21 protein-coding genes are annotated in these 23,603 nt (G+C 51.4%); 5 read left to right on the top strand and 16 right to left on the bottom strand.

The window, feature by feature from the left end; all coding sequences use genetic code 11:
- Positions 1-126 precede the first annotated feature (126 nt).
- The 7 genes from NDK47_RS12925 to NDK47_RS12895 form a co-directional block, all read right to left on the bottom strand.
- The gene (locus NDK47_RS12925; RefSeq protein WP_251875491.1) at positions 127-417 is read right to left on the bottom strand and encodes an antibiotic biosynthesis monooxygenase family protein; all 291 of its coding nucleotides are present in this window, start codon (positions 415-417) and stop codon (positions 127-129) included.
- A gap of 113 nt (positions 418-530) precedes the next feature.
- Entirely contained in the window at positions 531-1,445 is a 915-nt protein-coding gene (locus NDK47_RS12920; RefSeq protein ID WP_251875490.1) for a hypothetical protein, read from the bottom strand.
- Between the two features lie 56 nt (positions 1,446-1,501).
- Positions 1,502-2,182 carry a thiamine phosphate synthase gene (gene thiE, locus NDK47_RS12915; protein WP_251875489.1) on the bottom strand — a complete coding sequence of 227 codons (681 nt, stop codon included), beginning with the start codon at positions 2,180-2,182 and terminating at the stop codon, positions 1,502-1,504.
- The gene (locus tag NDK47_RS12910) at positions 2,179-2,811 is read right to left on the bottom strand and encodes a thiamine phosphate synthase (RefSeq protein ID WP_251875488.1); all 633 of its coding nucleotides are present in this window, start codon (positions 2,809-2,811) and stop codon (positions 2,179-2,181) included. The genes thiE and NDK47_RS12910 overlap by 4 nt, the downstream gene beginning before the upstream one ends.
- Positions 2,792-3,154, bottom strand: coding sequence for a hypothetical protein (locus NDK47_RS12905; RefSeq protein WP_251875487.1), 363 nt, complete (start codon positions 3,152-3,154; stop codon positions 2,792-2,794). Before NDK47_RS12905 ends, NDK47_RS12910 begins: the two co-directional genes overlap by 20 nt.
- Positions 3,155-3,658: 504 nt before the next feature.
- Positions 3,659-4,063, bottom strand: a complete 405-nt coding sequence (locus tag NDK47_RS12900) for a DUF3054 domain-containing protein (protein ID WP_251875486.1) — start codon at positions 4,061-4,063, stop codon at positions 3,659-3,661.
- A gap of 81 nt (positions 4,064-4,144) precedes the next feature.
- On the bottom strand, positions 4,145-4,735 hold the full coding sequence (locus NDK47_RS12895) for a GNAT family N-acetyltransferase (protein ID WP_251875485.1): 591 nt from the start codon (positions 4,733-4,735) through the stop codon (positions 4,145-4,147).
- 197 nt (positions 4,736-4,932) lie between these two features.
- Between NDK47_RS12895 and NDK47_RS12890 the strand changes: the two genes are divergently transcribed.
- Together NDK47_RS12890 and NDK47_RS12885 are read left to right on the top strand one after the other, a co-directional pair.
- Complete coding sequence (locus tag NDK47_RS12890; RefSeq protein WP_251875484.1) at positions 4,933-6,693, top strand: menaquinone biosynthesis decarboxylase; 1,761 nt, start codon at positions 4,933-4,935, stop codon at positions 6,691-6,693.
- Between the two features lie 181 nt (positions 6,694-6,874).
- Positions 6,875-8,362 carry an NCS1 family nucleobase:cation symporter-1 gene (locus NDK47_RS12885; protein WP_251875483.1) on the top strand — a complete coding sequence of 496 codons (1,488 nt, stop codon included), beginning with the start codon at positions 6,875-6,877 and terminating at the stop codon, positions 8,360-8,362.
- 70 nt (positions 8,363-8,432) lie between these two features.
- On the opposite strand, the gene NDK47_RS12880 is transcribed toward NDK47_RS12885, so the two are convergent.
- The 6 genes from NDK47_RS12880 to NDK47_RS12855 form a co-directional block, all read right to left on the bottom strand.
- Complete coding sequence (locus NDK47_RS12880; protein ID WP_251875482.1) at positions 8,433-10,217, bottom strand: methyl-accepting chemotaxis protein; 1,785 nt, start codon at positions 10,215-10,217, stop codon at positions 8,433-8,435.
- Between the two features lie 95 nt (positions 10,218-10,312).
- Positions 10,313-10,837, bottom strand: a complete 525-nt coding sequence (locus NDK47_RS12875; protein WP_251875480.1) for a hypothetical protein — start codon at positions 10,835-10,837, stop codon at positions 10,313-10,315.
- A 149-nt stretch (positions 10,838-10,986) separates the two neighbouring features.
- Complete coding sequence (locus tag NDK47_RS12870) at positions 10,987-11,877, bottom strand: nitrilase-related carbon-nitrogen hydrolase (RefSeq protein ID WP_251875478.1); 891 nt, start codon at positions 11,875-11,877, stop codon at positions 10,987-10,989.
- A gap of 23 nt (positions 11,878-11,900) precedes the next feature.
- The gene (gene hydA / locus NDK47_RS12865; RefSeq protein WP_251875476.1) at positions 11,901-13,286 is read right to left on the bottom strand and encodes a dihydropyrimidinase; all 1,386 of its coding nucleotides are present in this window, start codon (positions 13,284-13,286) and stop codon (positions 11,901-11,903) included.
- Positions 13,287-13,382: 96 nt separating this feature from the next.
- Complete coding sequence (gene preA / locus NDK47_RS12860) at positions 13,383-14,669, bottom strand: NAD-dependent dihydropyrimidine dehydrogenase subunit PreA (RefSeq protein WP_251875474.1); 1,287 nt, start codon at positions 14,667-14,669, stop codon at positions 13,383-13,385.
- A gap of 112 nt (positions 14,670-14,781) precedes the next feature.
- Positions 14,782-16,149 carry an NAD(P)-dependent oxidoreductase gene (locus tag NDK47_RS12855; RefSeq protein ID WP_251875472.1) on the bottom strand — a complete coding sequence of 456 codons (1,368 nt, stop codon included), beginning with the start codon at positions 16,147-16,149 and terminating at the stop codon, positions 14,782-14,784.
- A 187-nt stretch (positions 16,150-16,336) separates the two neighbouring features.
- Here NDK47_RS12855 and NDK47_RS12850 point away from each other — a divergent pair, with 187 nt between their 5' ends.
- Together NDK47_RS12850 and NDK47_RS12845 are read left to right on the top strand one after the other, a co-directional pair.
- Positions 16,337-16,894 (top strand): hypothetical protein, encoded by a 558-nt coding sequence (locus tag NDK47_RS12850; protein ID WP_251875470.1) that lies wholly within the window; start codon positions 16,337-16,339, stop codon positions 16,892-16,894.
- A gap of 9 nt (positions 16,895-16,903) precedes the next feature.
- Entirely contained in the window at positions 16,904-17,323 is a 420-nt protein-coding gene (locus tag NDK47_RS12845; RefSeq protein ID WP_251875468.1) for a hypothetical protein, read from the top strand.
- Positions 17,324-17,326: 3 nt separating this feature from the next.
- Here the strand turns inward: NDK47_RS12845 and NDK47_RS12840 are convergent, their stop codons facing one another.
- The 3 genes from NDK47_RS12840 to NDK47_RS12830 all read right to left on the bottom strand — a co-directional run bounded on the left by NDK47_RS12840 (position 17,327) and on the right by NDK47_RS12830 (position 21,783).
- Positions 17,327-18,664, bottom strand: a complete 1,338-nt coding sequence (locus tag NDK47_RS12840; RefSeq protein ID WP_251875466.1) for a hypothetical protein — start codon at positions 18,662-18,664, stop codon at positions 17,327-17,329.
- A gap of 227 nt (positions 18,665-18,891) precedes the next feature.
- Positions 18,892-20,256 carry an aspartate aminotransferase family protein gene (locus NDK47_RS12835; RefSeq protein ID WP_251875464.1) on the bottom strand — a complete coding sequence of 455 codons (1,365 nt, stop codon included), beginning with the start codon at positions 20,254-20,256 and terminating at the stop codon, positions 18,892-18,894.
- Between the two features lie 18 nt (positions 20,257-20,274).
- Positions 20,275-21,783: a CoA-acylating methylmalonate-semialdehyde dehydrogenase gene (locus NDK47_RS12830; RefSeq protein WP_251875462.1), complete on the bottom strand. Its 1,509-nt coding sequence runs from the start codon at positions 21,781-21,783 to the stop codon at positions 20,275-20,277.
- Between the two features lie 130 nt (positions 21,784-21,913).
- Here NDK47_RS12830 and NDK47_RS12825 point away from each other — a divergent pair, with 130 nt between their 5' ends.
- Positions 21,914-23,599, top strand: coding sequence for a PucR family transcriptional regulator (locus NDK47_RS12825; RefSeq protein WP_251875460.1), 1,686 nt, complete (start codon positions 21,914-21,916; stop codon positions 23,597-23,599).
- The last annotated feature ends 4 nt before the right edge of the window (positions 23,600-23,603 follow it).

Genomic DNA, 23,603 nt, shown 5'->3' with positions numbered 1-23,603 from the left:
TTTCCATGCTCACCTTATCATATCATGAACAAGTTACAAATTGTGCAAAAAATGTTTATTGCGCAACTTATTTCAATAAAGAAACAGCATTCGCCTGCTTGATGGGCAAACGAATGCTGTTTTTCTCTATGCAAATGCTTTTACGTTATAGGTACGCAGCTCGGATTTGACCGGGCTATTCGGATTGCTGCCTGCATGGGAGCGTTTAAAGGCATCGCTCTGCGTCCAATTGATATAGTCCTGTTCACTGGTCCACTTGGTAAACACGGTGTACTCGTCACCTTCAGTCGGAGCAAGAAACAAAAATTCCAGGAAGCCGGGGACTTCTTTCATACGTTCTCCCCCTTGGCTGAATGCACGTTCTAAATGCTCCCGGTAGTCTGCCGGTACGGTCAAACGGTTCATGGATACATACATGTGCGACACATCCTTCTATGTAAGTTTCTTTGATCTATTATATCCGAAAAAAAGATGAAAACAAAACGGGCATGACTGTTTGTTTACACGTCTTTCACAGAAAACCGCAGACCCTATTGATCACGTCTGCGGTTTACTTGCTGTTCCAGCATAATGTCCAGTAACAGTATATCTTGCAGCGGGTCCGACGGGTCTGTAGTCAGAAGAGAGGCCACTGCGGCAATAGAGCAGCGAACTGCGTGGTAGGAGTAAAAAGCATCCCGCTCATCCTCACTCGACAGCGATAGATCCGACTGCTCGTAGATCGGGTAGGGAAAGTCCGCTTCCACTCCGGCGCGATCCAGCACGATCAACGCCTGCTTGATGGCCAGGAGAGCTGCACTGACACTGATCCCGTACTCCTGTCGCACCTCATCCCACACCTGAAAGGCTGATCGCTCCACCCGCTCTGAATTTGGTCTCGTAATGATGCCCGATTTGCGCCCCTCCTGAAGCAGCCAATCCACCAAAATATCCTGACGCGGCGGAAACGCATAGACTTGCAATTTTAGCTCAAGCTCGGTCGGATGGTCTTTGGCAAAACGGGCGTGAGCGATGGACATTTCATACCGTCGCGAAGGGTGTCCTGGCACCGTTACAAAGACGGTATCCTGACGGATCGCTGCTACCTGCAGCTTTGTGCGGGCAGGAATCCGTGCCTGCGGCGCTCTTTCGCGGCGAAGATTGCCTGGAATCAGCTCTGTTCCGAACAGATGATACTCAAGAGGAGAATCGATCCAGGGAATGGGTTCCCTTGATAAAATTTCGTACAGTCCATTAAACGTGATCCATTCGCTCGGCCTTTTTTGAAAACGTACCAGTACCGCATGACGCTCATCCTCCGGCTGCACCATTTCCGCATCCGTTGGTGGGGTGTCAGGCACGAGTCTTTTATGTTCAACCAAGGCACAATCGAGAAGCTGCAGCCGCTCCAGAAGCTCTCTTTTGCTTACCCACTCATAACCAATCCGATAAATGCGTTGTTTCATCTGTTCCACCTCCCACGCCAGGTTCAGCTCCCGGTCTATCTCCAGTAAAATACGTATTAGCGTGAATGAAAGTGCCTGGTGTTTTCTACCAATTTGTTCAGTTCGCGTGCTGCCGACTCAGGAGAAACCGCTCTGCTGATTGCACTGATCACCGCGACTCCATCTGCACCCGCGGACAGAACAGCAGATGCATTCCCCAGCGTAATGCCGCCGATGCCTACGATGGGCAGTGAACCGCCTACTGCCTCACGAATCTGCTTCAAACCGACAGGGCCAATCGGTTCTCCAGCATCTGCCTTGGAAGAGGTGGCATACATCGCTCCGACTCCAATACAATCGGCACCGCCTCTCTGCGCTTCCAACGCTTCTTCCACTGTACCAGCCGATACGCCGATGTACATCGCTTCCCCGACACGCTCGCGCACCGCATCAAGTGACATGTCCTCCTGGCCGACATGAACCCCGTCCGCATCTAGTGTAATCGCCAGATCTACATCATCATTCACGAAAAAAAGCGCATGATAGGCCGCGGCAAGCTTCTTCATTTCTTGACCCAATTGCACTTTCTCTGCCTGGTTTAACCGGCTGCCTTTATCACGCAGTTGCAAGCTACCGGCGCCTCCTTGCAAAGCTTGCTCCGCGATCGCAAGCGTCATCTCTGCAGAATAGCCGCAGTCTTGACTGCCGACGACGAAATAAACACCCAGCTTTTGCCGCAATTTCTCACGATCTCTCATCCCGTATTCTCCTCCCAGTGATCCAGTGCTTCTCGATAGGCTCGGGCGGCCTTATAATAATCCTCCGCATCTGTGATGCCGGACAATACAGCGATCCCCTTGCATCCCGCTCCCATCACTTGGGGTACAAGTTCAGGCCGTATTCCGCCAAGGCCGATAACCGGTATGTCAACCCTTGAAACGATCGTACGGAGCTCTTCCGTCCCTCTTGGCGCAAGCCCTGGTTTAGACCCGCTGGCAAAAATATGTCCATACAACAGGTAATCCGCCCCCTGCTCGGCAGCCAAGCAGGCTTCCTCCAAAGAATGAACGGAACGGCCAATCAGTTGGTTCGACCGCAAAATTCGCCTTGCTGCTTCCGGCGATAAACTGTGATAAGCGAGGTGGGACCCACCACAACCGTATGCGGCTGCCACATCGACCCGATCATTGACGATAATCTGGACGCGCGGAATAATCCCTGCCAGCGCCTCCACCCACTCCGCAATTTCTTGTGCGGTCCGATGCTTTTCACGTATGTGCAAGTACGTCATGCCGCCCTTATTGGCCGCTTCCGCCATCCGCAGAACGTGGTCCCGCTCATGCCGCCCGCTGGTGATGACATGCAGTTCAGGACAGGCTGGCCGCATGCTGATCTCCGCCTCCCGACAGTGCTGCCAGACACTCCTGAAGCCACTCCGCTGTTTTGGAATCTTGGTCTTGCGGCGCTCTGGCAATCAACTCAGACACCAATCTGCGCAAGAAAAAAGCTTGAGGCAAGGTCAACGGTAAGGTTACCTTCTTTGGCTTTTGAACTTGCTCCTCCAGCTTCTGCACGCCCGCCAGCAGAATGTCAGCGATCGATTCCACCATCTCGCCTACCTGTTCATGCTTGCGCAAATCATCGTAAAAGCCATCCAGCATCCGGCACAGGATCAAGAAAGCCTGCGTGGACAGCGTAATTGGTTGTGCATCCTGTATAGATTCAGTCATTTTTTCCCCTCCAAGCTGCAAAAGCAGGCAAATCCTGCTCAGGAAACTCAGCATATTATAGCACATCTTGCCGGGAGGCCTGTACACCTGCAAGGCAGCAAATCCAAAGCAAAGCAATCAAATGACCCGCAAAGCAGCAGATTTACTACAAAGCAACAGTATCACCACAAGGTTGCAGTATCGCTACAAGGTTGCGGGATTGGTTCAAAGTAGCAAACCGCCCTCCTGTTTTCTCATTAAATAAGCGAGCCGCTACCTTACTCGCGGCTCGCTTGCAGATTCGATTGATTTCGTTCGTTACTGTTTGTTGCGGTCGTTATGGTTGGACTGGCGAAGATTCGTGTTTTTATCGTTTTCATTCAGCGTCTTTCCGCGATTTTTCCCAAGATCCTTGCTGTTATTATTTTTTCCCATACGCCCACCTCCCTTCGCCCGACTTCAACTGGTATCGTCTCCAGTCCTCCCTGCTTTTATCAGCAGAGTCGTCAGACAAAGGAACGCTGTTCAAGACCGCCGTCGAATCCATGCGTACGCGATGGCAAAGGGAATACGCCAACCCAGCAAAAACGCAAGCATAATAAAGTAAGCGACAGCGGTAAAAAGCCAGGTAGGCGGTACGCCCGTCCAAAGAAAACGCAGCAGCAACCCTATCGGTGCAGCAATCGTCCACATCAGAAGCGCGAACCATAATTGTTTGCCTGCTCTCTCCCACGACTGCCGTTGATAAGGATGGAGAAATAGGGCAACCAATATCCAGGCGAAAAGAAAGGGGCCGAGCGTTTCCAGCATGCCGGAAAGGTTCGTTGACAGTCCATGCGCCAATTTTCCATAATAAGTAAATAACCAGAAGGCAACCAGATCTCCAGCGAGAAGCACATAACCGGCTGGAGCGCTTATCCATCGTTTCATCAGACAATCCTCATCTCTTCAAATAAGCTGACATGCTCATTGTATACATGAGGATCGGGCATTCACAATCCATTTCGAAGCTTATTCACCAAACAGCAACAATTGCAGTTTTTCATCTACCTGCGGCCATTCCCGGTCCAATATGCTGAAAAAGACCGTATCCCGAATATAACCGTCACGAACGATCATATGGTTGCGCAGGACACCTTCATGAATTCCCCCGATTCTTTGAATCGCCCGTTGTGAATTCAGGTTGCGGGAATCTGTTTTCAACTGGACACGGATACATCCCAGCTCTTCAAAACAATGACGCAGCAACAGCCATTTGCACTCTGTATTGATCTTTGTCTTCCAGACCGAGGGGGTCAGCCAGGTAAATCCAATCTCCAATCCGCGGTCACGCCTGGATATATTCATAAAACGCGTACTTCCGATCACGCTCCCGTCCCTCTGGCTGACGATGGCAAAAGGCAAATCGGTCCCAGCTGCCTGTGCCTCCAAAGCAGTATGGACAAAAGATCGGGCATCCTCGGGCTGACGCATCACGATCGACATATACGTCCAGATCTCCTCATACTTGCCGGCCTCCCACAGTCCCACCTGATGTCTCTGATCCAAAGGTTCGAGACGGACAAGATTTCCTTCCAGTGTCACAGGATGAATCGTAAGCATGACAGTTCTCCTTTCAACTGTTCTGCCTTTCCACGCAAACAGAACAGTTTATCGAAATTTTTCCAAGGATAGTGCGGAAACCTCTTTCTGTCAAGAGCTTTCGTCAATTCCGTTAATTCCGGGAAAAAGGCTAGAATCATCAGGCTTGTTCGTGTACAGTAGAAGGGAATTGATGGCGATGTGGAGGTTATTGAAACATGCACGCAAATTTGCGTTCTTTCATGGAACAGTTGCGCAAAAGCGGTCAATTGATAGAGATCAATGCACCAGTCGATCCCTATCTGGAATTGGCAGAAATTCACCGCAGAGTGATTGAAGAAGGCGGGCCAGCCCTGCTTTTTACCAATGTAAAAGGAAAAGACTTTCCCGTGGTTACCAACCTGTTTGGTACGGTAGAACGAGTAGATATGGCGTTTGGACCGAAACCGGAAAACGTAGTCCGTGAGTTGGTCCATGGAATGGACAAGCTATTGCCACCGAAATTGAAAGGTCTTTGGGAGCTTCGTTCGCCTCTTTCCGCTGTCATGCGGACCGGCACTAGAACGGTTTCTGCTTCGCAAGCTCCTGTAACTCAGATCGGAACCACCTCTGTAGATATGACTGAGTTGCCCGCACTGACCACTTGGCATGAGGACGGCGGTCCATTTGTCACATTGCCGCTCGTCTATACGGAACATCCGGATACCAAAGACCACAACCTGGGGATGTATCGCATCCAGATTTATGACAAGAACACAACTGGCATGCACTGGCAGATTCACAAGGGCGGCGGCTTCCATTATCATGAAGCGGAAAAACGGAATCAATCCCTGCCCGTCACACTGACGATCGGCGGTCCGCCGGCATTAATCGTCTCGGCAATAGCCCCCTTGCCCGAAATGGTGCCGGAGTTGGTGTTCGCTTCCCTGTTAATGGGGGAAAAGCTGAATATGACCGAAGTTCCCAACCATCCGCATAAGATCGTGGCAGAAGCTGAGTTTGTTTATGCCGGTGAGGTGCCCCCTCATATCCGTCGTCCGGAAGGTCCTTTTGGTGATCATTTTGGCTATTATTCCTTGGTACATGATTTCCCTATTTTCCAGGTAAAGCAAATGTGGCGACGCAAAGATGCCATTTACCCGGCGACCATTGTTGGAAAGCCGGTGCAGGAGGATTTCCACATTGGCGAATATTTGCAGCGCTTGCTCTCTCCCCTCTTTCCTGTTGTGATGCCTGGACTGCGTGAGCTGTGGACGTATGGCGAAACCGGTTTTCACGCACTTGCGGGTGCAATTGTGCGGGAGAGCTATTACAAAGAAGCAATGGCCCACGCTTTCCGGATTATGGGAGAAGGGCAATTGACTCTGACCAAATTCTTGATGGTAACAGACGTCCCATGCAATCTTTCGAATTTCAAGGAATTTTTGGAGATCATTCTCGCCCGCTTCCAACCGGAGCGCGATCTCCTGATTGTAAATGACACCTCTGGCGATACCCTTGATTACACCGGACGGAAATTTAACCATGGCTCCAAAGGGATCATGCTGGGAATCGGCGATCCTGTGCGCGAATTACCAGCCGAGTATCGCGGAGAAGGAATTCCCGGTATCGCAAAAATCGAAGCCTTCAGCAAAGGCTGTCTCGTCATCTCAGGGCCTACCTTTGAAGAACGTCCAGCGTTTGGCGAGGAAATTCTCGCGTATGTCAATGAGAATTTGAAAGAATGGCCGATGATTTGTATTGTCGATGATGCGTCGATTGCGAACAAGCAGAGCCTGTTTTTATGGACGGTCTTCACCCGTTTTGATCCGGCCCATGACCTGTACGCAAAATCGACAATCGTTCGCAATAAAATCCGCTACGAGGGCCCATTGGTGATCGATGCCCGGATGAAGCCGTTCTACCCCGATGAGGTGGAACCATTGCCTGAGATCGTACAGCTTGTCGATCAACGGTGGAAAGAATACTTTCCCAAATAAGAACAAAAGAACCGTGTGAGAAATGTCAAAGTGCTCGGAGAAGTTTCGAGCACTTTTTTTCTTTTTCATTATTCGAAAATTCTGTAATTTGATGTTGGACCACCCAATATAATGTAGCATCCTGTGACCGAAAATGATCAGTTGGTCGGGTACCTGTGTCACCACAAAGGAGGGATATACCATGAAAACCCAAGTAGATTCCGGCGGCATCGTCACACTCACGAAAGAAGGTGAAAACCTGATCAAAGACAGCCCTCTGTTTAACGAAGGGCTGCGACCAACTACGATGGAGGAACACAGTTGGACATCGTACAACTTTGCCAGTCTCTGGATCGGGATGTCCATCTGCTTGCCTGCGTACTCGCTTGCCGCCGGATTGATTGCACTTGGCATGAACTGGTGGCAAGCCATCATTACCATTATCCTGGGGAACTGTATTGTCCTTATTCCGATTCTTCTTAATTCCCATGCTGGCACCAAATTCGGTATTCCTTACCCGGTCTATGCCCGCCTCTGGTTTGGCTCAAAGGGAGCCCACATCCCGGCCGTTGCACGCGGCTTGGTGGGTGCAGGCTGGTTTGGCATCAACTGTTGGTTTGGCGGCACAGCGATTGACACCTTACTGATGTCCATGAGCAGCTGGGGAAACGTCACTGGACATACCTGGATCGCATTCATCGGGTTCTGGGCACTCAATGTCTGGATTGCTTACAGGGGTCCTGAAACCATTCGAAAAATGGAGTTCTGGGCTGCCCCAACACTGATTGTCATGTCGCTTGCTTTGCTCGTCTGGGCCTTGACGAAGGCGGGCGGATGGGGTCCGATGCTTTCTGCCCCTTCAAAATTTAACACGGCCGGAGAATTTCTCGTGGTCTTCTTTCCCTCCTTGACCGGCGCCATCGCCTTCTGGGCTACCATGGCGCTTAACATTCCTGATTTTTGTCGCTATGCAAAAAGCCAGAGGGCACAGATTATCGGCCAATCGACATCATTGCCGACCACCATGGGAGGATTCTCATTTATCGGGGTTGCAGTGGCATCTGCCACCGTCGTCATCTACGGGGAAGCGCTCTGGGACCCCGCAGCCGTCCTGGCGAAGTTCTCCCCCTTTGCCATTTTCCTTGGTACCATTGGAATTATTCTGGCCACATTGACGACCAATGTAGCTGCAAACGTCGTCGCCCCTGCTCGAGCCATCGAAAACCTCGCCCCGCGCAGAATGACCTTTGGAGCCGGCGCCATCATCACAGGAGTAGTCGCTCTCGTCATGCAGCCTTGGTATATCCTTGATAATTTCGGAAATTATATTTTCCTCTGGTTGGGCACGTATGCTGCCCTGCTCGGCCCGATCGACGGGATCGCGATCGCAGACTACTGGATGGTGCGAAAGCGGCGCATTCATCTCACCGAGTTGTACCATCCAAATGGCATCTATTCCTATAAAGGCGGTTATAACTGGCATGCAATCTGGGCGCTCGCTATTGGAATCGCCGTACCATTTATCAGCCGGCTGATTCCAGGACTTGGATTTATCTGGGATAACGCGTGGACCGTCGGACTGTTCGTCTCCCTGATTTTCTACACATGGTTCATGAAGAACAGCTCCAGCGTCATGAACGAGAAAGAATACAATAAGATTACCGCTCATGTCGATACCCAAGCATCCTGATCATCTGCAAGAAAAAGAAAAAAAGAGAGGCTCTGTTATCGGGCCTCTCTTTTTCGTTGATGTTCGGAGATTACAGTTTGAAACGGCTGATCGATTCCTGCAGCTCGTGAGAAAGCTTGTTCAGATTTTCACTGGAATAAGCAATCTCCTGCATGGCAGCAAGCTGTTCTTCCGCGTTGCTGGCGACACCCTGAGTATGATCGGATGCTTCCTGTGCCAGTCGATTCATCTCATCCATCGAAGAGACAACCTCTTGGATGCTGGCAGACATTTCTTCTGTCGCTGCCGATACTTCCTGAATCTGGTCGGCGATGGTTTGGGACGAAGTCACGATACGTTGGAATGCCTCACCGGCTTGACGGACGATGGTGCTTCCAGCTTCCGCCTCTTGGGTACCTTGATCGATTGCGCTAACGACTTGTGCCGTTTCCTTTTGGATATCCTGGATCAGGCGCTCGATCTCGCGAGCCGATTCCTCAGACTGCTCTGCCAATTTGCGTACCTCATCGGCCACGACTGCGAATCCGCGGCCATGTTCACCGGCACGCGCTGCTTCGATTGCGGCATTGAGCGCGAGCAGATTGGTCTGCGAAGCAATACCGGTAATAACCTGGACGATTTCGCCAATGGCATCCGATCTGACGCCGAGCAATTGAACCAGTTCAGAGGCGCGGCTCACAGCGTCGTTAATGGCATTCATCTGATTCACCGCTAATTGGACATGCTCATTTCCTTGTTCAGCTTCTTTGGCAGCTTGTCCGGAGAATTCCGAAACGGAGCCGGAAGTCTCGGCGATACGCTGTACGGCCAAAGCCATTTCTTCCATGACGCGCACACCCTCGGAGGTACGCTGTGTATGTACCTCAGATCCGGAGGCGATTTCTTCAATGGCGGTGGCAGCTTGCTGTGTAGACTGCGCAGTCAGCTCTGCACTTGCATGAAGCTGCTCGGATGAGCTGGCTACCTGCTCACTTGCCACTTTTACCTGCTCAATCAAATGACGCAGCTCGGAGGCGAGACGGTTGAAAGCAGTTCCCAGTGTACCCGCTTCGTCTCTTCCCGTGTAAGCAACCGGTTCGACTTTCAGGTTGCCGGACGCCAGCTCTTCCAGCCTGGAAGCAACATCGCGCAAAGGATTGGAGATCATGCGTGCGATCATAAACCCAAGTCCCAGTGAAAGGACAATCGCCAGGATTGCGATGGACGCCATCACCAATTCGACAAAACGTGCGTCATCCGCATTGGTTTGATTCATTTCTTCTGCACGGCTGGATTTAAAATCTGCCCATGATTTAAGCTCTTGGTTGATCCCATTCAGCGTTGACTCTGTCGCACGGAAAAACGCAAAGGCTTCATTTGGATTTTTCTCATCAATCAAATGAATAACGACCTTTTGATCGCTCCGGTATTTCTCCAAAAGCATTCTGAGAGTTTCGAGAATTTCAGTCTCGTTTTCCGTCTCAACGGATTCCTGCAGCAGTTGCAGCAAATCGTCGGACTGGACGACTAATTCCTCGTATTGTTGTTTATAATCTCTCATTTTTGAAGGGCTTGTCTCCAGCATCATTTTATAAATAAGACCTTCAATTTGCCGGGTTTCCGTACGCAACTCATTAATCCATTTCGTCGGGAGCAGCTGCTGATGGTACATATTCGTCATGCGAGCATCCGATTTCATCAAGTTGATGTAGCCGGTCGCTCCCACCCCTGCCAAAAAGACACTCATCAAAACGACGAGGTACATCAGTTTGGTGCGGGTCTTCACGTTTCGCAGCAGATTCATCCGTTTTTTCACAAGCTCGTTTTTGGGAAGCTTTACATCCTTCCTGGGTTTTATTTTGCGGAATAATTTCATGTCACAAGGCCATCTCCTTTGTTGCATAATGTGGTTGATGAATAAAGTCGAATATTGTCTAATTCTACCAAAGGATGATGAACAAGTCGATAGTTTTACGACGAAACTCCCAAATCAAATACAGAATAAAGTGTAATATCTGAGATTTGCTGATCTGGCCTATAACAAATGTAATAGGTCAATTCTTCAGCAATCTTGTATGATATACCTAAAAAACCCTTATCCTCCAAATACTTGCGGATCTCTTCTCCAGTCCAATCCAACCATTCCTTTTGGTCCATCCCCTCTGAAAGCAGCGCCAAATCCTCAGCCGAGTGTCGGCTTTTTAAAGCATCGAAGCGCAGTTGGTTTTCCCCATACTCTTCGTCGAGATCAAACATTTGGTCGACGGTCAGCTCCTGAACCAGAATCGCCGCTTGATCCCAGGTCGTCTCTGCATGACAGATAGCGTATTGGGCTGCTATTTTCATATTGCTGACCAGATAAACGCCCGAGCCAAAAACGGCCTTGGCAATCGCACCGTTCACAAACTGTCTTCGTTCATGGCGCTCGTATCGCTGGGCTTTGATCACTCTTTGCGCTTCCTGATACTCGACACCCCGGTATACGATTTTTTTCATCCCTGCACCTCCCCCATCTGATCTGATTTTTACTCGGCCGCGTCCCCCAAAAAGGGAAAAGAGGCGGCGTTCATGCTCCGCCACCCTGCTTTTCCAAATAATTAAAACATGATCCTGTTGCTGGATTTGCCTGATTAGCTCTCAAAGAGTCAAGGCAATAATTTCACCATGTCTTCATAGGTCTCCGGTCTGCGATCCCGGTAAAATTGCCAGGTATCCCGCACTTGATGGATCAGGTTTTTATCCATTTCTCCGATGATGATCTCATCGCGATCCTTGCTTCCGATGGCTGTAAATTGACCACGCGGGTCAACGAGATACGACTGGCCGTAAAACTCTCCCATATTCCACGGCGCTTCCACACCAACCCGGTTAATCGCCGCCACGTAATACCCGTTGGCCACGGCATGGGCCGGCTGTTCCAGCTTCCAGAGGTATTCCGAGAGTCCCGCCACGGTAGCCGAAGGATTGAAGATGATCTCCGCTCCATTCAGCCCAAGCAGCCTGGCCCCTTCAGGGAAATGACGATCATAGCAAATATAGACGCCGACTTTGGCAAAGGCCGTGTCAAAAACGGGATATCCCAGATTTCCGGGTTTGAAATAGTATTTTTCCCAGAAGCCGCAGCCGTTTTCACCGACACCCACATGTGGAATATGCTGTTTTCGGTATTTCCCCAGGTAGCTCCCGTCAGCGTCGATAACAGCAGCCGTGTTGTAATAGGTTCCGATTCCGACTCGTTCGTAGATCGGTACAATCAGTACCGTTCCCAGCTCTTTGGCCAAATCCTGAAACAGCCGGACAGTCGGCCCGCCCGGAATTTCTTCAGCCGCTTCGTACCACTTCGTATTTTGCTCAGCGCAGAAATAAGGGCCGTAAAAAATCTCTTGCAGACAGATAATTTGTGCGCCCTTCTCGGCCGCTTCCCGGACCATTTTCACGTGTTTTTCAATGGCCTTTTCCTTGTGGACGTGAACCGGCTGATCGCCGTGTACATCATTTTTCGCCTGGATCAGGCCGATGCTCACCTTGTTTACCATCCTCGATACCCTCCTTCCCTAACTTATGGCTGTGCAAAAGTAGACCGCTTGAGGTAATTACCGTTCCCTGCCTGACCGACAAACTGCTTGTCGCGCACAACAAAAGATCCGCGGGAAAGAACTGAAATGACTTCGCCGTAGACTTCTTTTCCTTCAAAGGGATTGTAATCCACGTTCATGTGATGGGTCTGGGCAGAAATCGTCCGCTTCACTTGGGGATTAAAGATTACGATATCTGCATCGGAGCCAACTGCGATCGTTCCTTTTTTCGGGAACAGCCCAAACAGCTTCGCGCTCTTGGTCGATGTGACATCTACAAATTGATTGAGACTGATCCGTCCCTCCCGTACTCCATCTGAATAGAGAATGGCGAGTCGATCCTCAATCAGCGGTCCACCGTTGGGAATCTTGGTAAAGTCATCGCGTCCCAGCTCTTTTTGTCCCTGAAAGTTAAACGGACAGTGATCAGAGCCAACCGTCTGCAAAATGCCATTTTTCAAAGCGCTCCAGAGCACCTCCTGGTTCCATTTTTCCCGCAGCGGCGGAGACCAGACGTATTTCGCCCCTTCAAAATCCGGCTGGTCCATGATGCTGATGTCCAAAGCAAGGTACTGCGGGCAGGTCTCGCCGTAGATATTCCAGCCTTTTTCCCGGGCCTCTGCGATGCGCTGAACGGCCGATGCGCAGGAGACATGGACAACATAGAGCTGCGAGTCTGCCAAGGCTGTCAGGGCGATTGCCCTTCCTGTCGCCTCGCCTTCCGCTTCAGGAGGTCTGGTATAGGCGTGATAGATCGGCTCAGTATTTCCTTCCGCCAGTGCTTTTTTGGTCAAGTAGTCGAGCACATCCCCGTTCTCGGCATGGACCTGGACCAGAGCGCCCAGTTCTTTTGCCCGAACCAGTGTCTTGAATAACGTCTCATCATCCGCTTGAAAGACATTTTTGTATGCCATAAAGACCTTGAGAGAGGTAATTCCTTCTGTGTCGATCACGCTTTCCAGCTCTTCCAGCACCTGATCATTGGCCTCCGCAATCATCAGGTGAAACCCGTAGTCGATGGCTGCTTTTCCGCGGGCTTTTTCGTGCCAGGTGGCAATCGCCGAGCGAAGCGATTCCCCTTTTTTGGTCAGACAAAAGTCGATCACACTGGTCGTCCCTCCGAATGCCGCTGCCCGGGTGCCGGTAAAAAAGTCGTCAGCCGTCACAGTTCCTCCAAACGGCATATCGAGGTGTGTATGTGGATCGATTCCGCCTGGCAGTACATAGCATCCGCTCGCATCAATCTCTTCCGCTCCTTCCCCAGAAAACTGATGACCAATCGCAACCACCTGTTCTCCCTCGATCAACACGTCTGCTTGATAGGTGTCTGCTGCTGTCACTACCGTACCGCCACGAATCCATTTTTTCATCTCTGACCCTCCCCTTCTGCCGACCCATTTTGAGCTTTCACATCTGCGGCATTCACTTTTTCGTCAGTACAGGCTATGCGGGCTGCCTTCGAAACATTACTCGCTCTTGATCTCGCAGCTACCACCGGCGGCCAGCGCAGCCTGGCGCTGATTCCAGGTGAGCGGCGGCTGTTCTGTAGGGATCTCCACCATTTCGATCGTTCCTTCTACCGGACAGACGATGGAGCAGAGGTTACAACCGACGCAATCCTCTTCCCGTACCACAAGCCTTTCTTTTCCGGTCATCTCATCCGTCACGATATCAATACATTGATGGGACGTATCCTCGCAGGCGATGTGGCATTTATTGCAGTTGATACAGGTCTCCTCGTGAATGCGGGCGACGATCTTGTAGTTCAAATTCAGATTGCCCCAGTCGGAGTAGGTATGAACGGCTTTTCCCACAATATCCATAACCGAAGGGATTCCGCGCTGATCCAGATAGTTGTTCAGTCCATCAATCATGTCTTCGACAATGCGGAACCCGTGATGCATGGCCGCTGTACAGACCTGGACGCCGCTTGCTCCCATCAGCAAAAACTCAACCGCATCCTGCCAGGTGGAGATACCGCCAATCCCGGAAATGGGAATCCCTACTTGGGGATCACGGGCGCATTCGGCAACCATGTTGAGGGCGATCGGCTTGACCGCAGGACCGCAGTAGCCGCCGTGCGCGCCTTTTCCGTCAACATGAGGGATCGGGAGCCAGGAGTCCAGATCCACTCCGATCAGACTGTTGATGGTATTGATCATGCTGATGGCATCTGCTCCACCCTGCGACGCCGCCCGCGCTGTGAAGCGGATGTCCGTAATGTTGGGTGTCAGCTTGACGATTACCGGCGTCTGGGCCACCTCTTTGACCCATTCCACCTGCTGCCTGATCAGATCGGGATGCTGTCCCACGGCCGAGCCCATGCCCCGCTCTGCCATGCCGTGCGGGCAGCCAAAGTTCAGCTCCAGCCCGTCTACACCGATGGCCTCCACTTGTTTGACAATCTCGTGCCACGCTTCCCGCTTGTGCTCTACCATCAGCGAAGCAATCAAGGTGTGCTTGGGATAGAGCCTTTTCGTCTCCTCCATCTCTTTCAGGTTTTCTTCCAACGGACGGTCTGTAATCAGTTCGATATTATTAAAGCCGAGTACTCGTTGGCCGCCGTAATGAAGAGCTGCGAAACGGGAGGTCACGTTCATAATCGGTTCGCCCAAAGTTTTCCAAACGGCACCTCCCCACCCCGCTTCAAAAGCGCGCTGTACCTGATGCCCGGAGTTGGTGGGCGGTGCCGAAGCCAGCCAAAATGGATTGGGCGACTCAATACCGGCCAAATTGATGCGTAAATCTGCCATTGCGCTACGCCTCCTTCTACCTGGCGAATGATCTTCGACCATAGCCATCTAGCATTTCCGTTCGAAAAGCCTTCCGATCTCTACCTGTCCTCGAAAAAAGTTCACTACGCCATCATACTGGCTGAGTCAGATCGCTGAGTGCAGTGTGTATGGCATGAGCCGCACGGACTCCGTGATTGGCTGCGTCCACCACCATGGCATCGGTCTTCCCGCCACCGAAGATGACATCACCTGCCGCAAATACTTGCGGGTGAGAGGTGCGGTATGTCCCTTCTTCGATGGCAACGATCCCGTTTTGATGCTGCAGTCCGAATGCCTCGATCAAAGGGAGATGGCGGGTCTGCCCGATCGCCTTGACGACAAAATCAACCTCGATTACGAACTGGCTGTCCGGAACCTGCACCGGCTTTCGCCGCCCTTTCCCATCCGGTTCACCCAGCTCCATACGAATCAACTCCAGGCCCGTCACACGTCCGTTTTCCCCCAGAATCCGGGTAGGCGCCACCAGCCAGCGGAATTCGACGCCATCCTGCTTGGCGAATTCGTACTCAAACTGGTAACAGGTCATCTCCTTTTCCGTCCGTCTGTAAAGAATCTGTACCTGCTCGGCTCCCAGCCTTCTGGAGGTAGTGGCTCCGTCGATCGCAGTATTGCCTGCACCGATCACGACGACTTTTTTCCCGATCATCTGGCCCGTCAGTGGTTTTGTTTTGGTCTCTTCCACCAGGGAGATGGCATCCAGCACCCCGCTTAAATCCTCTCCCTCGATTCCGAGCTGCGGCACCGCCCCCATGCCCACCGCAAGCAGGATTGAGTCATGCTGTTCCAAAATCTCCTCGGGCTGCACATCTACCCCGACTGTGGTATTGGTGCGAAACTCGACGCCCAGTGCCTTCACCTGTTCTACTTCCCACAGCGATATCTCTTGGGGCAGACGGAAAGAGACAATGCCGTACGTATTGAGTCCCCCCGCCTTTCCCTTGGATTCATAAACCGTAACAGCATAGCCGAGACGAGCCAGCTCACGGGCTGCTGAAAGGCCGGCCGGACCTCCTCCGACAACCGCTACACGCTTCCCGTTGCTTTTACCTGGCTGAAACAGAGCTGCCTGATTTTTGATCGCCCAGTCTGTTGCATGCCGCTGCAATAGACCGATCATGATCGGTTTAGAGGCGTGGTTGAGTACGCAGGCGCCCTCACACAGTTCTTCTGTCGGACAAACGCGGGCACAGCTGGCTCCCACCGGATTGGCATCCATAATGGTTTTGGCTGATCCCAGCAGGTTGCCTGTCGCGATCTTTTTAATAAACGAAGGGATATCAATCGACGTCGGACAGGCCTTGATACAGGGGGCATCATAACAAAACAGGCATCTGTTTGCTTCATCCATCGCTTCCTTTGGCTTCAAGGAGGGAACCACTTCCGTAAAATTCGCTTGCAGCGCGTCAATCGTCTTGGTTTCATCGAGGGGAACGCTCATTTTGCAACAACCTCCTCAGGCGTTCTGAAATCGCTTCCTTGCTATTAATCAATGTAGGAATATGCGGTTTTATGATTCTTTCATCTCATTTTTTAATAGCCAGGCCATGAAACGAATCATGCTTCCCGGTCATGAATGATTTCATTTTTGAATAGGCTGTTACCAGAACGAGTTTGGAGAGGATGGCATGAAAAACTATGAGGCTTTGATTGCCAAGCTCCGGCAGCAAATGGCAGAAGCGGACGCAAAGGTAAAGCAACTGGAAGCCGAACGGGCCCAATTCGAAGAGCAGCGTCAGAGACGGGCACATTACCTGTCCTCACGCGATATTTTGGAGCTGCTGGTAAACAGGGGCAACGGGACGGGCAGTATGGCCTCGATAAAAAGATGGGCTGATGACGGTCACCTGGGGCCTGTAATCGATGAACGGCTCGAGTTTCCCCTGCTGGCCGGAAAGCAGGGGAAAAAACGGAATCTCTATCTCCGTTTCCAGGTATATCGATTCCTGCATGAGAAAGGGCTTCTTTCACCAAAATTCGATGTACTGGACCGCGTCCAGTTGATCTTGGACGAAAAGCGGGTTTGGGCCGTCATTACGGCATTTGATTTTCGTGAGGCTGAGTTAGTGGATGACCTGTTTGTGTATCAGGTGCAGGTGGAGGGCACAGGAGAAGTTTATAGTGACATAGCAGAAAACGCGCTTTACACCGACAGAGGGAACCCCCAGACGATTCCCCGATCATAAGGAGGCGTTATGGAGACGGCAAGCCTGATGTTGACCAATACCTTTGAAAACCAGGAGGTTTCACGGCAGATTCGCGACTTTCACAAAAAAAAGGGGCAGCCCCTCACTGTTCGCTTCAGCGAAGAACTGACCCATATTGTCTTGGAAGCCGCTTGCTTGTATCTACCTAGTCGCAAAGCGCTGGGAAAAGAAGCGCAGATCGAAGGAGTGCTGAAGAAAAACGGCACGCATTACGAAATTCATCCGCGCAGCAAGGGGAAAACGATCAATCTGCATCTCGATTCCGAGCTAGTCGCCGAGCTGGAACAAATCCGCACAAAGGTATCCAGCAAGACGCAACACGAAGTGATTCTTGAGATGTTTATCCGCGGACTCCGTGCCTACCAGCAAGAGCGGGACAGCGAGACTACTCCCGAGAACCCCAACTAATCTCTATTTGTACTCACCCTTGAGATAGTTGTGGAATGGTTGATCCACCCAAAATTGATACGTGTCAATGGTGAGCGATGAGTCGATTTTTTTCAATCCTGCTACCACTTTCGCCGAGTCCTCATTGAGTGAAAACGATTGTGCCAGATATCTTCCTTTTTTCAGCACGTTATTTGTAATGACCGGATATTGATCCAGCTTGGTCAGCGAGTAGTACAGCGGCTGCCACCAGGAAGCTTTCAACAAACCGGTGGCATCCTCCTGGTCTTTTTTCGCGTACTTCAGTACTAGCGGCTGAAACTGCTCTTTTTCTTTTGCCGTGGCAAATTCAAAGCTGAGATCGTATTCTTTCGAGTATGCGATATGGTTTCCGTTTTCAATCGGGACAACCTGGTAATCATCTGTCTGTACGGGCTCTCCCCATTCTTTCAAATAAACAAAGGCAGAGGTTTTCGGTTCAAGCTGTACTTTTGCCTCGATGCCCTCACTTTTTAAGAGTCCGATCAACTGTACAGCATGAATGATATCGCTGTGTCCATAGGTGATCGTCCGAGCCGGATCAAAATGGGGATCAAATTTTGTGTCTTTGAGATTGTATCCCGTGATCAGGTCTTGCTTCAATCCTTCATCGACGACCTTTTGCAAGTCTTCCGTTTTGATCAGCTGGGATTCGTTCCAAGCCTGGACGAGCTTTCCGTAAATGTCTGGCTCGCTGATGTAGCCGAGGAAGTTTTGCTGCTCTCCGTGGAATTCAGCTACCTTGCCGAGCAGTTCATAAGCGAGTTCGGCAGAGGTGTCCGCTTCCAGCTTGGTCCCGGTGAGTTGCTTCGCGGAAAGGATGCCGGTATCCAGAGCAACAGCGATTTCCTGCGCTGCCTCCTTGGCAATGTTTTTGTCAGCTTTATATGTCAAACCAGCGGCCTTCCAGGATGCGGCCACTTTTTCATCCGAATAGGTGTAAGCCAGTTCTTTGAGCTCAGCAGCTTGTACCGTTGCACCTACGGCTTCCCAGACCTGCAGCTTGCCATTTGCCTCTTCTTTTGGGAAAAAGACATTGGCCTTCTCCTCATCAGCGGCTATACTGGAAGCAGCAAGAATTGATTGCAGAGCTTTTTCAAACTGCTGTTTGGTGACTGCTCCTTTGAGCGCGATGCCATATTGCTTCTCAATAAAGGCTGCGGCTTCTTTTGCGTTTGATGCCTGAGCTGCGATGGTTTGGACAGCAGCCAATGCCGGATGCGCTGGCGCTGCACTGACGGTTGTTCCTGTCGCCGTGAGGGCAAACGCAGACAATAACGCGGCCGACGTGGACAGGTGCAAAATGGAGCGTGTTTTTTTCATGGACATTCTCTCCTCATCTCATACACAATCCGATAATTCCAATGTGTTTAGTATGTATTTATTCTATTTACGATAACATGTTCCCCCCTGCGCGTCAATACCTTTCATGCCATGCTTTCCCAACAAAAAACCCGGCCCCCCTTTTGGTTCGCCTGATCGGCTTCCCTGAAGAAGGTCGGGTTTTATGATGTTTAATATTGGAATCGCCTCTTTATTTGTTCGCTTCTTTAGGCGAGTTCAGCAAAAGCTTCACGTAGCACCTGTGCAATGAAATCGATATCCTCGCTCGTCGTCGTAAACGGTGGAGAAAGGGTGAGGACATTATTGAATCCCGGGATGGTGTCGCCGTTACGGCCGATGATCAGCCCTCGCTGTTTACAGGCTCCGATGACTTTTGCCAATTTGTCAGGCGCTGCCGGTTCTTTTGTTTGGCGATCTTCCACCATTTCGATACCCATCAAGAATCCAAAGCTGCGGATATCGCCGACATGGGGATGGTCCTCCAAAAACGAGAGCTTCTCCCGCAATTCCTCACCGAGGCTTGCTGCACGTTCGATGAGTTGTTCTTCTTCCAACAGCTCCAGGTTTTTCAAAGCGAGCGCACAAGCCGCAGGATTGCCGCCAAATGTATTGACATGACGGAAGTGCAGATTGACTCCCTGCTCGTTAAATTTGTCTGCAATCTCCGCTCTTACGGCAGTTGCCGAAAGCGGCAGGTAGGCGCTGGTGATCCCCTTTGCCATCGTCACAATATCCGGCTTGATGCCAAAATTCTGATGGCCAAACTTTTGACCGGAACGGCCGAAGCCACAGATCACCTCGTCCACGATCAAGAGGACGCCGTATTTGTCACAAATCTCGCGAACCTTAGGCATGTACTCGGGTGGGGGAACGATCACGCCGCCTCCCGTAATTGTCGGTTCCATGATGACCGCAGCCACGCTGTTGGCGCCCTCCCAGTTGATGACCTCGTCATATACCTGTGCGCATTCCAGGTTGCAGTTGCCGTAGGATTTGCCAAAAGGACAGCGGTAGCAATACGGTGGCGAGACATGGAGAAAGCCAGGCGCCAGAGGTTCGTATTTTTGTTTGCGGATGGACTGGCCCGTCGCAGCCAATGCCCCCATTGTATTTCCATGGTAGGCCCGATGGCGGGAGATAAATTTATAACGGCCAGGCTCTCCGTTTTGATGATGGAACTGACGTGCAATTTTAAAAGCCACCTCGTTCGCTTCGGAACCGCTGTTGGAGAAAAAGACGCGGTATTCTTCGCCCAGCCACTCGCTAACTTTTTCCGACAGCTTGATCGCCGGAACATGGCTTTGTGTCAGCGGGAAATAGGCCATCTCCTTCAACTGCTCATAAGCTGCATCAGCCAGCTCCTGGCGGCCATAGCCGATATTGACGCACCACAGCCCTGACATGCCGTCCAGATATTTATTGCCGTCAATATCCGTTACCCATGAACCTTGTGCTTCCGTGACGATCATCGGGTTCGGATTGTACGGCGACATATGATGCCACATATGCGCGCGGTCTTTTTCCAGCAGAGCATTTTTGTCAGCGGTTTTCGTTTGTTGACCCTGGCTCATATTCGTTCCTCCCTTTCGCTATTTCACGAATACTTTCTGAGAACCGATACTGGTATCACCATCGTCGAACCATCTGGATGTGATCGTCTTTTTCTTGGTAAAGAAATCAACCCCGTCCTTGCCGTTGGCGTGCAGGTCGCCGTAGAAAGAATTTTTCCAACCGGTGAAGGCAAAGAAGCCCATCGGTGCCGGTACCCCTACGTTGACGCCAACCATGCCCGCTTCGACACGCTGGACGAACTCCCGGCCCCATTTTCCGTTTTCTGTATAGATCGTAGCGCCGTTTCCAAAGCGGGATCGGCTGATTGTCTCCAGACCCTCTTCAAAGTTCTTGACGCGCATCACACTGAGAACCGGAGCAAAAATTTCATCGCGGACGATGACCATTTCTGCATCTGCCTTGTCAAAGATCGTTGGACCCAGGAAATAGCCGTCCGGTTTAGACTTGGCATCCTCTCGACCATCCCGGACCAGCTCAGCTCCAGCAGACAGCCCTTGCTCGATAAATCCATGTACCTTATCCAGATGGGATTGGCGGATTACCGGTCCCAAATCAATGCCTTCCTCCAGGCCATTCCCCATTTTGAGTGCATTGGATTCTTCGATCAGGTGATGGATCAGCTCGTCGGCGATATCCTCCACCGCTACAACAGCGCTGGCTGCCATGCATCTCTCCCCGGCACAGCCAAATGCCGAGCTCACGATTGTTTTGGCTGCCCGCTGCAAATTCGTATCGGACATGACCAGATGGTGGTTTTTCGCACCAGCCAAGGCCTGAACGCGTTTCCCATGAGCTGCCGCCGTTTTGTACACGTACTCGGCCACGGGCTGCGAACCGACGAAAGAAATCGCTTTGACATCGGGATGTTCCAAAAGTCCGTTGACCACATCATGCGCGCCGTTGACCACGTTGAATACCCCGTCCGGCAAACCTGCTTCTTTCAACAGCTCGGCGACACGGCTGCTGGAGAGCGGCGTCCGCTCAGAGGGCTTCAGAACAAAAGTGTTTCCTGCTGTAATGGCAATCGGGTACATCCACAGGGGTACCATCAACGGGAAGTTAAATGGCGTGATGCCGCCAACGACGCCGAGCGGGAAGCGGATAACCTGACAGTCGATATTCCTGGCGATATTCGGCAGGGTCTCTCCCATTAGCAGAGTCGGCATGCCGGCCGCAAACTCTACCATCTCCACCGCACGCAAAATCTCAGCTTGCGCTTCTGCCAGATTCTTGCCGTTTTCCAGCGTGATCAATTTCGCCAATTCATCCTGGTGCTCCCACAGCAAATGCTGGAAGCGGAACATGACACGAGCTCTGTCAACCGCAGGAGTTTCACTCCATGCCGGAAATGCCGTCTTGGCTGCTTGCACTGCCTTGTCCACGTCATCTTTGGTTGACAGCGGTACCCGGGACAGCAATTCTCCTGTTGCGGGATTGGGGATATCCTCATAGCGATCTGTGAGAGATTCCACCCATTCCCCGGCGATGTAGTTTTTCAGAGTAGGACCAACTGTTGTTGTACTCATCCTTTCAGCTCCTTTGCGAACGCTTGATTGATAATTCTATCTTATCTGAACATTCCTAACCGCATCACTAGACAAACTGACAGGAGTTCGTTAGTATTCATGTTACATACTGTCTATGAGGAGGATCGGCATGAACAATGAATGGCGCTTGACCGTAGCAGATGTCGTCAAACGTCCTTTGTTTCAACACGCGGAAGTCGTCGCGGGCAGTCGGGGGCTATCTCGGGCCGTGCGCTGGGTTCACGTATTGGAAGCTGCCCATACGGTCCAGTACCTGAACGGAGACGAGTTGATCCTCTCGACGGGCCTCGGCTTTGGGGAAGCAAAAGAGAAACGCCTCGCCTACCTTTCCCAGCTAATTTCCCGCAAAGCGGTCGGACTCTGTATTGAACTGGGTGATTACATCCCTTCAGTACCTGATGATATGCTGGAGCTGGCTAATCATCACGACTTTCCCCTCATTGTTTTCCAAAAGCCCGTCCGCTTCGTAGACATTACCCAAGACCTTCATGAACTGTTGATCAATAACCAAATGCAGGCGCTGCGCCGTCTGGAAACCTATTCTCGCAGCTTGCAGCAATTAAGCTTGCAAACCCAAGGCATTCCCAAGCTGCTTCAACACTTCCAAACCAGTGTCCACACCCAGGTCTTTTTCTTTCCGCTCGACGGAAATCCTCTTTACGTCCCGCCTTTGCCGCAAGCTGTCCAGGCGGAGCTGTCCACCCTGATCCGTTCGTCCCTGCCGGAACATGACCAGCAAGAAATGAGCGGGGGAGCTCTTCCTCTCTCCGACAAAAAGAAGCTGGTTTACCAGCCAATCACGGTGATGGGACATCTCCTCGCATACGTTGGATTCATTTTATTTGACCGCGACACGGATGAGTACCTGTTGCTCACACTGGATTACACCGTCAGTGCCATGGCTCAAATCCTGATGCGCAAGATGTTCGCAGAGGAACAGGTCTTGGCTGCGGAGAACAAACTGTTTGACGATCTGATCGCCAACCGGACACTGCCCGAAGAGCAAATGCGCTCCCTGCTCGGTTTGACAGGAAAAGGGAAAACGCCTGTCTACCACACCTTGATCCTGTCGCTCCATCGCGGCGGGGAGGAATTCTCTTCTCCCCTGCCGCCGCATGAACTGACCGGTGTTTTCCGCTCTTTGTTGACCCGCCTCGGCTTTCGCCCCTTTATACGATGTATGGGGAACCGCTTTTACCTGTTGATGATTAGCCCCACCAATCAAACTGACATCCGCCGAAATTTGGACAAAGCGATGTCCGAGATGAGACGGATGTGCCGCCAGGTGATGGGCCCCGATACAGAATGTTTCTTTGGCGTTAGCAGACCAGGCGAACAGTTGGCTGACGCCGGCAAACACTTGGCCGAATCAGAACAGGCGTTGATCTTTCAAAGAAGCACGGACAGCCCATATTTTTCGGAGCTGGGATTATTCCGCCTGCTTTTCCATGTCCCCCAGGAGCCGGTCCTGACCCATTTTATCCATGACTATCTTGGTCCGCTGGTTCGCTATGATGCAGAAAACGGTACACAATTGGTCAAAACCCTGCGGCTTTATCTCGACAATCACCTGTCCAAACAAGAAACTGCAGATAAATTATTCATTCATCGGCAAACCCTGTACCATCGGCTGGAAAAGATCCAGGAATGTCTGAAAGTCGACCTGTCTCAGCCTGACAAGCGCCTTTGTCTCGAGATTGCCATCCGTGCACATGAATGGAAACACGGGCTAAAAGAGGGCAGCAGCCCCCCAAACGATGTGCAACAAAAAGCGTCGCATCCTTCACGATCGTGAGGAA

Origin of the sequence: Brevibacillus ruminantium, from assembly GCF_023746555.1 — a bacterium.
GTDB classification, from domain to species: Bacteria; Bacillota; Bacilli; order Brevibacillales; family Brevibacillaceae; genus Brevibacillus; species Brevibacillus ruminantium.
This window is presented reverse-complemented; position numbering and strand designations above follow the sequence as displayed.

Coding starts and splice junctions, on each gene's coding strand:
- NDK47_RS12925 (WP_251875491.1), bottom strand. CDS start 417: ATGTATGTATCCATGAACCGTTTGACCGTACCGGCAGACTACCGGGAG.
- NDK47_RS12920 (WP_251875490.1), bottom strand. CDS start 1,445: ATGAAACAACGCATTTATCGGATTGGTTATGAGTGGGTAAGCAAAAGA.
- thiE (WP_251875489.1), bottom strand. CDS start 2,182: ATGAGAGATCGTGAGAAATTGCGGCAAAAGCTGGGTGTTTATTTCGTC.
- NDK47_RS12910 (WP_251875488.1), bottom strand. CDS start 2,811: ATGCGGCCAGCCTGTCCTGAACTGCATGTCATCACCAGCGGGCGGCAT.
- NDK47_RS12905 (WP_251875487.1), bottom strand. CDS start 3,154: ATGACTGAATCTATACAGGATGCACAACCAATTACGCTGTCCACGCAG.
- NDK47_RS12900 (WP_251875486.1), bottom strand. CDS start 4,063: ATGAAACGATGGATAAGCGCTCCAGCCGGTTATGTGCTTCTCGCTGGA.
- NDK47_RS12895 (WP_251875485.1), bottom strand. CDS start 4,735: ATGCTTACGATTCATCCTGTGACACTGGAAGGAAATCTTGTCCGTCTC.
- NDK47_RS12890 (WP_251875484.1), top strand. CDS start 4,933: ATGCACGCAAATTTGCGTTCTTTCATGGAACAGTTGCGCAAAAGCGGT.
- NDK47_RS12885 (WP_251875483.1), top strand. CDS start 6,875: ATGAAAACCCAAGTAGATTCCGGCGGCATCGTCACACTCACGAAAGAA.
- NDK47_RS12880 (WP_251875482.1), bottom strand. CDS start 10,217: ATGAAATTATTCCGCAAAATAAAACCCAGGAAGGATGTAAAGCTTCCC.
- NDK47_RS12875 (WP_251875480.1), bottom strand. CDS start 10,837: ATGAAAAAAATCGTATACCGGGGTGTCGAGTATCAGGAAGCGCAAAGA.
- NDK47_RS12870 (WP_251875478.1), bottom strand. CDS start 11,877: ATGGTAAACAAGGTGAGCATCGGCCTGATCCAGGCGAAAAATGATGTA.
- hydA (WP_251875476.1), bottom strand. CDS start 13,286: ATGAAAAAATGGATTCGTGGCGGTACGGTAGTGACAGCAGCAGACACC.
- preA (WP_251875474.1), bottom strand. CDS start 14,669: ATGGCAGATTTACGCATCAATTTGGCCGGTATTGAGTCGCCCAATCCA.
- NDK47_RS12855 (WP_251875472.1), bottom strand. CDS start 16,149: ATGAGCGTTCCCCTCGATGAAACCAAGACGATTGACGCGCTGCAAGCG.
- NDK47_RS12850 (WP_251875470.1), top strand. CDS start 16,337: ATGAAAAACTATGAGGCTTTGATTGCCAAGCTCCGGCAGCAAATGGCA.
- NDK47_RS12845 (WP_251875468.1), top strand. CDS start 16,904: ATGGAGACGGCAAGCCTGATGTTGACCAATACCTTTGAAAACCAGGAG.
- NDK47_RS12840 (WP_251875466.1), bottom strand. CDS start 18,664: ATGAAAAAAACACGCTCCATTTTGCACCTGTCCACGTCGGCCGCGTTA.
- NDK47_RS12835 (WP_251875464.1), bottom strand. CDS start 20,256: ATGAGCCAGGGTCAACAAACGAAAACCGCTGACAAAAATGCTCTGCTG.
- NDK47_RS12830 (WP_251875462.1), bottom strand. CDS start 21,783: ATGAGTACAACAACAGTTGGTCCTACTCTGAAAAACTACATCGCCGGG.
- NDK47_RS12825 (WP_251875460.1), top strand. CDS start 21,914: ATGAACAATGAATGGCGCTTGACCGTAGCAGATGTCGTCAAACGTCCT.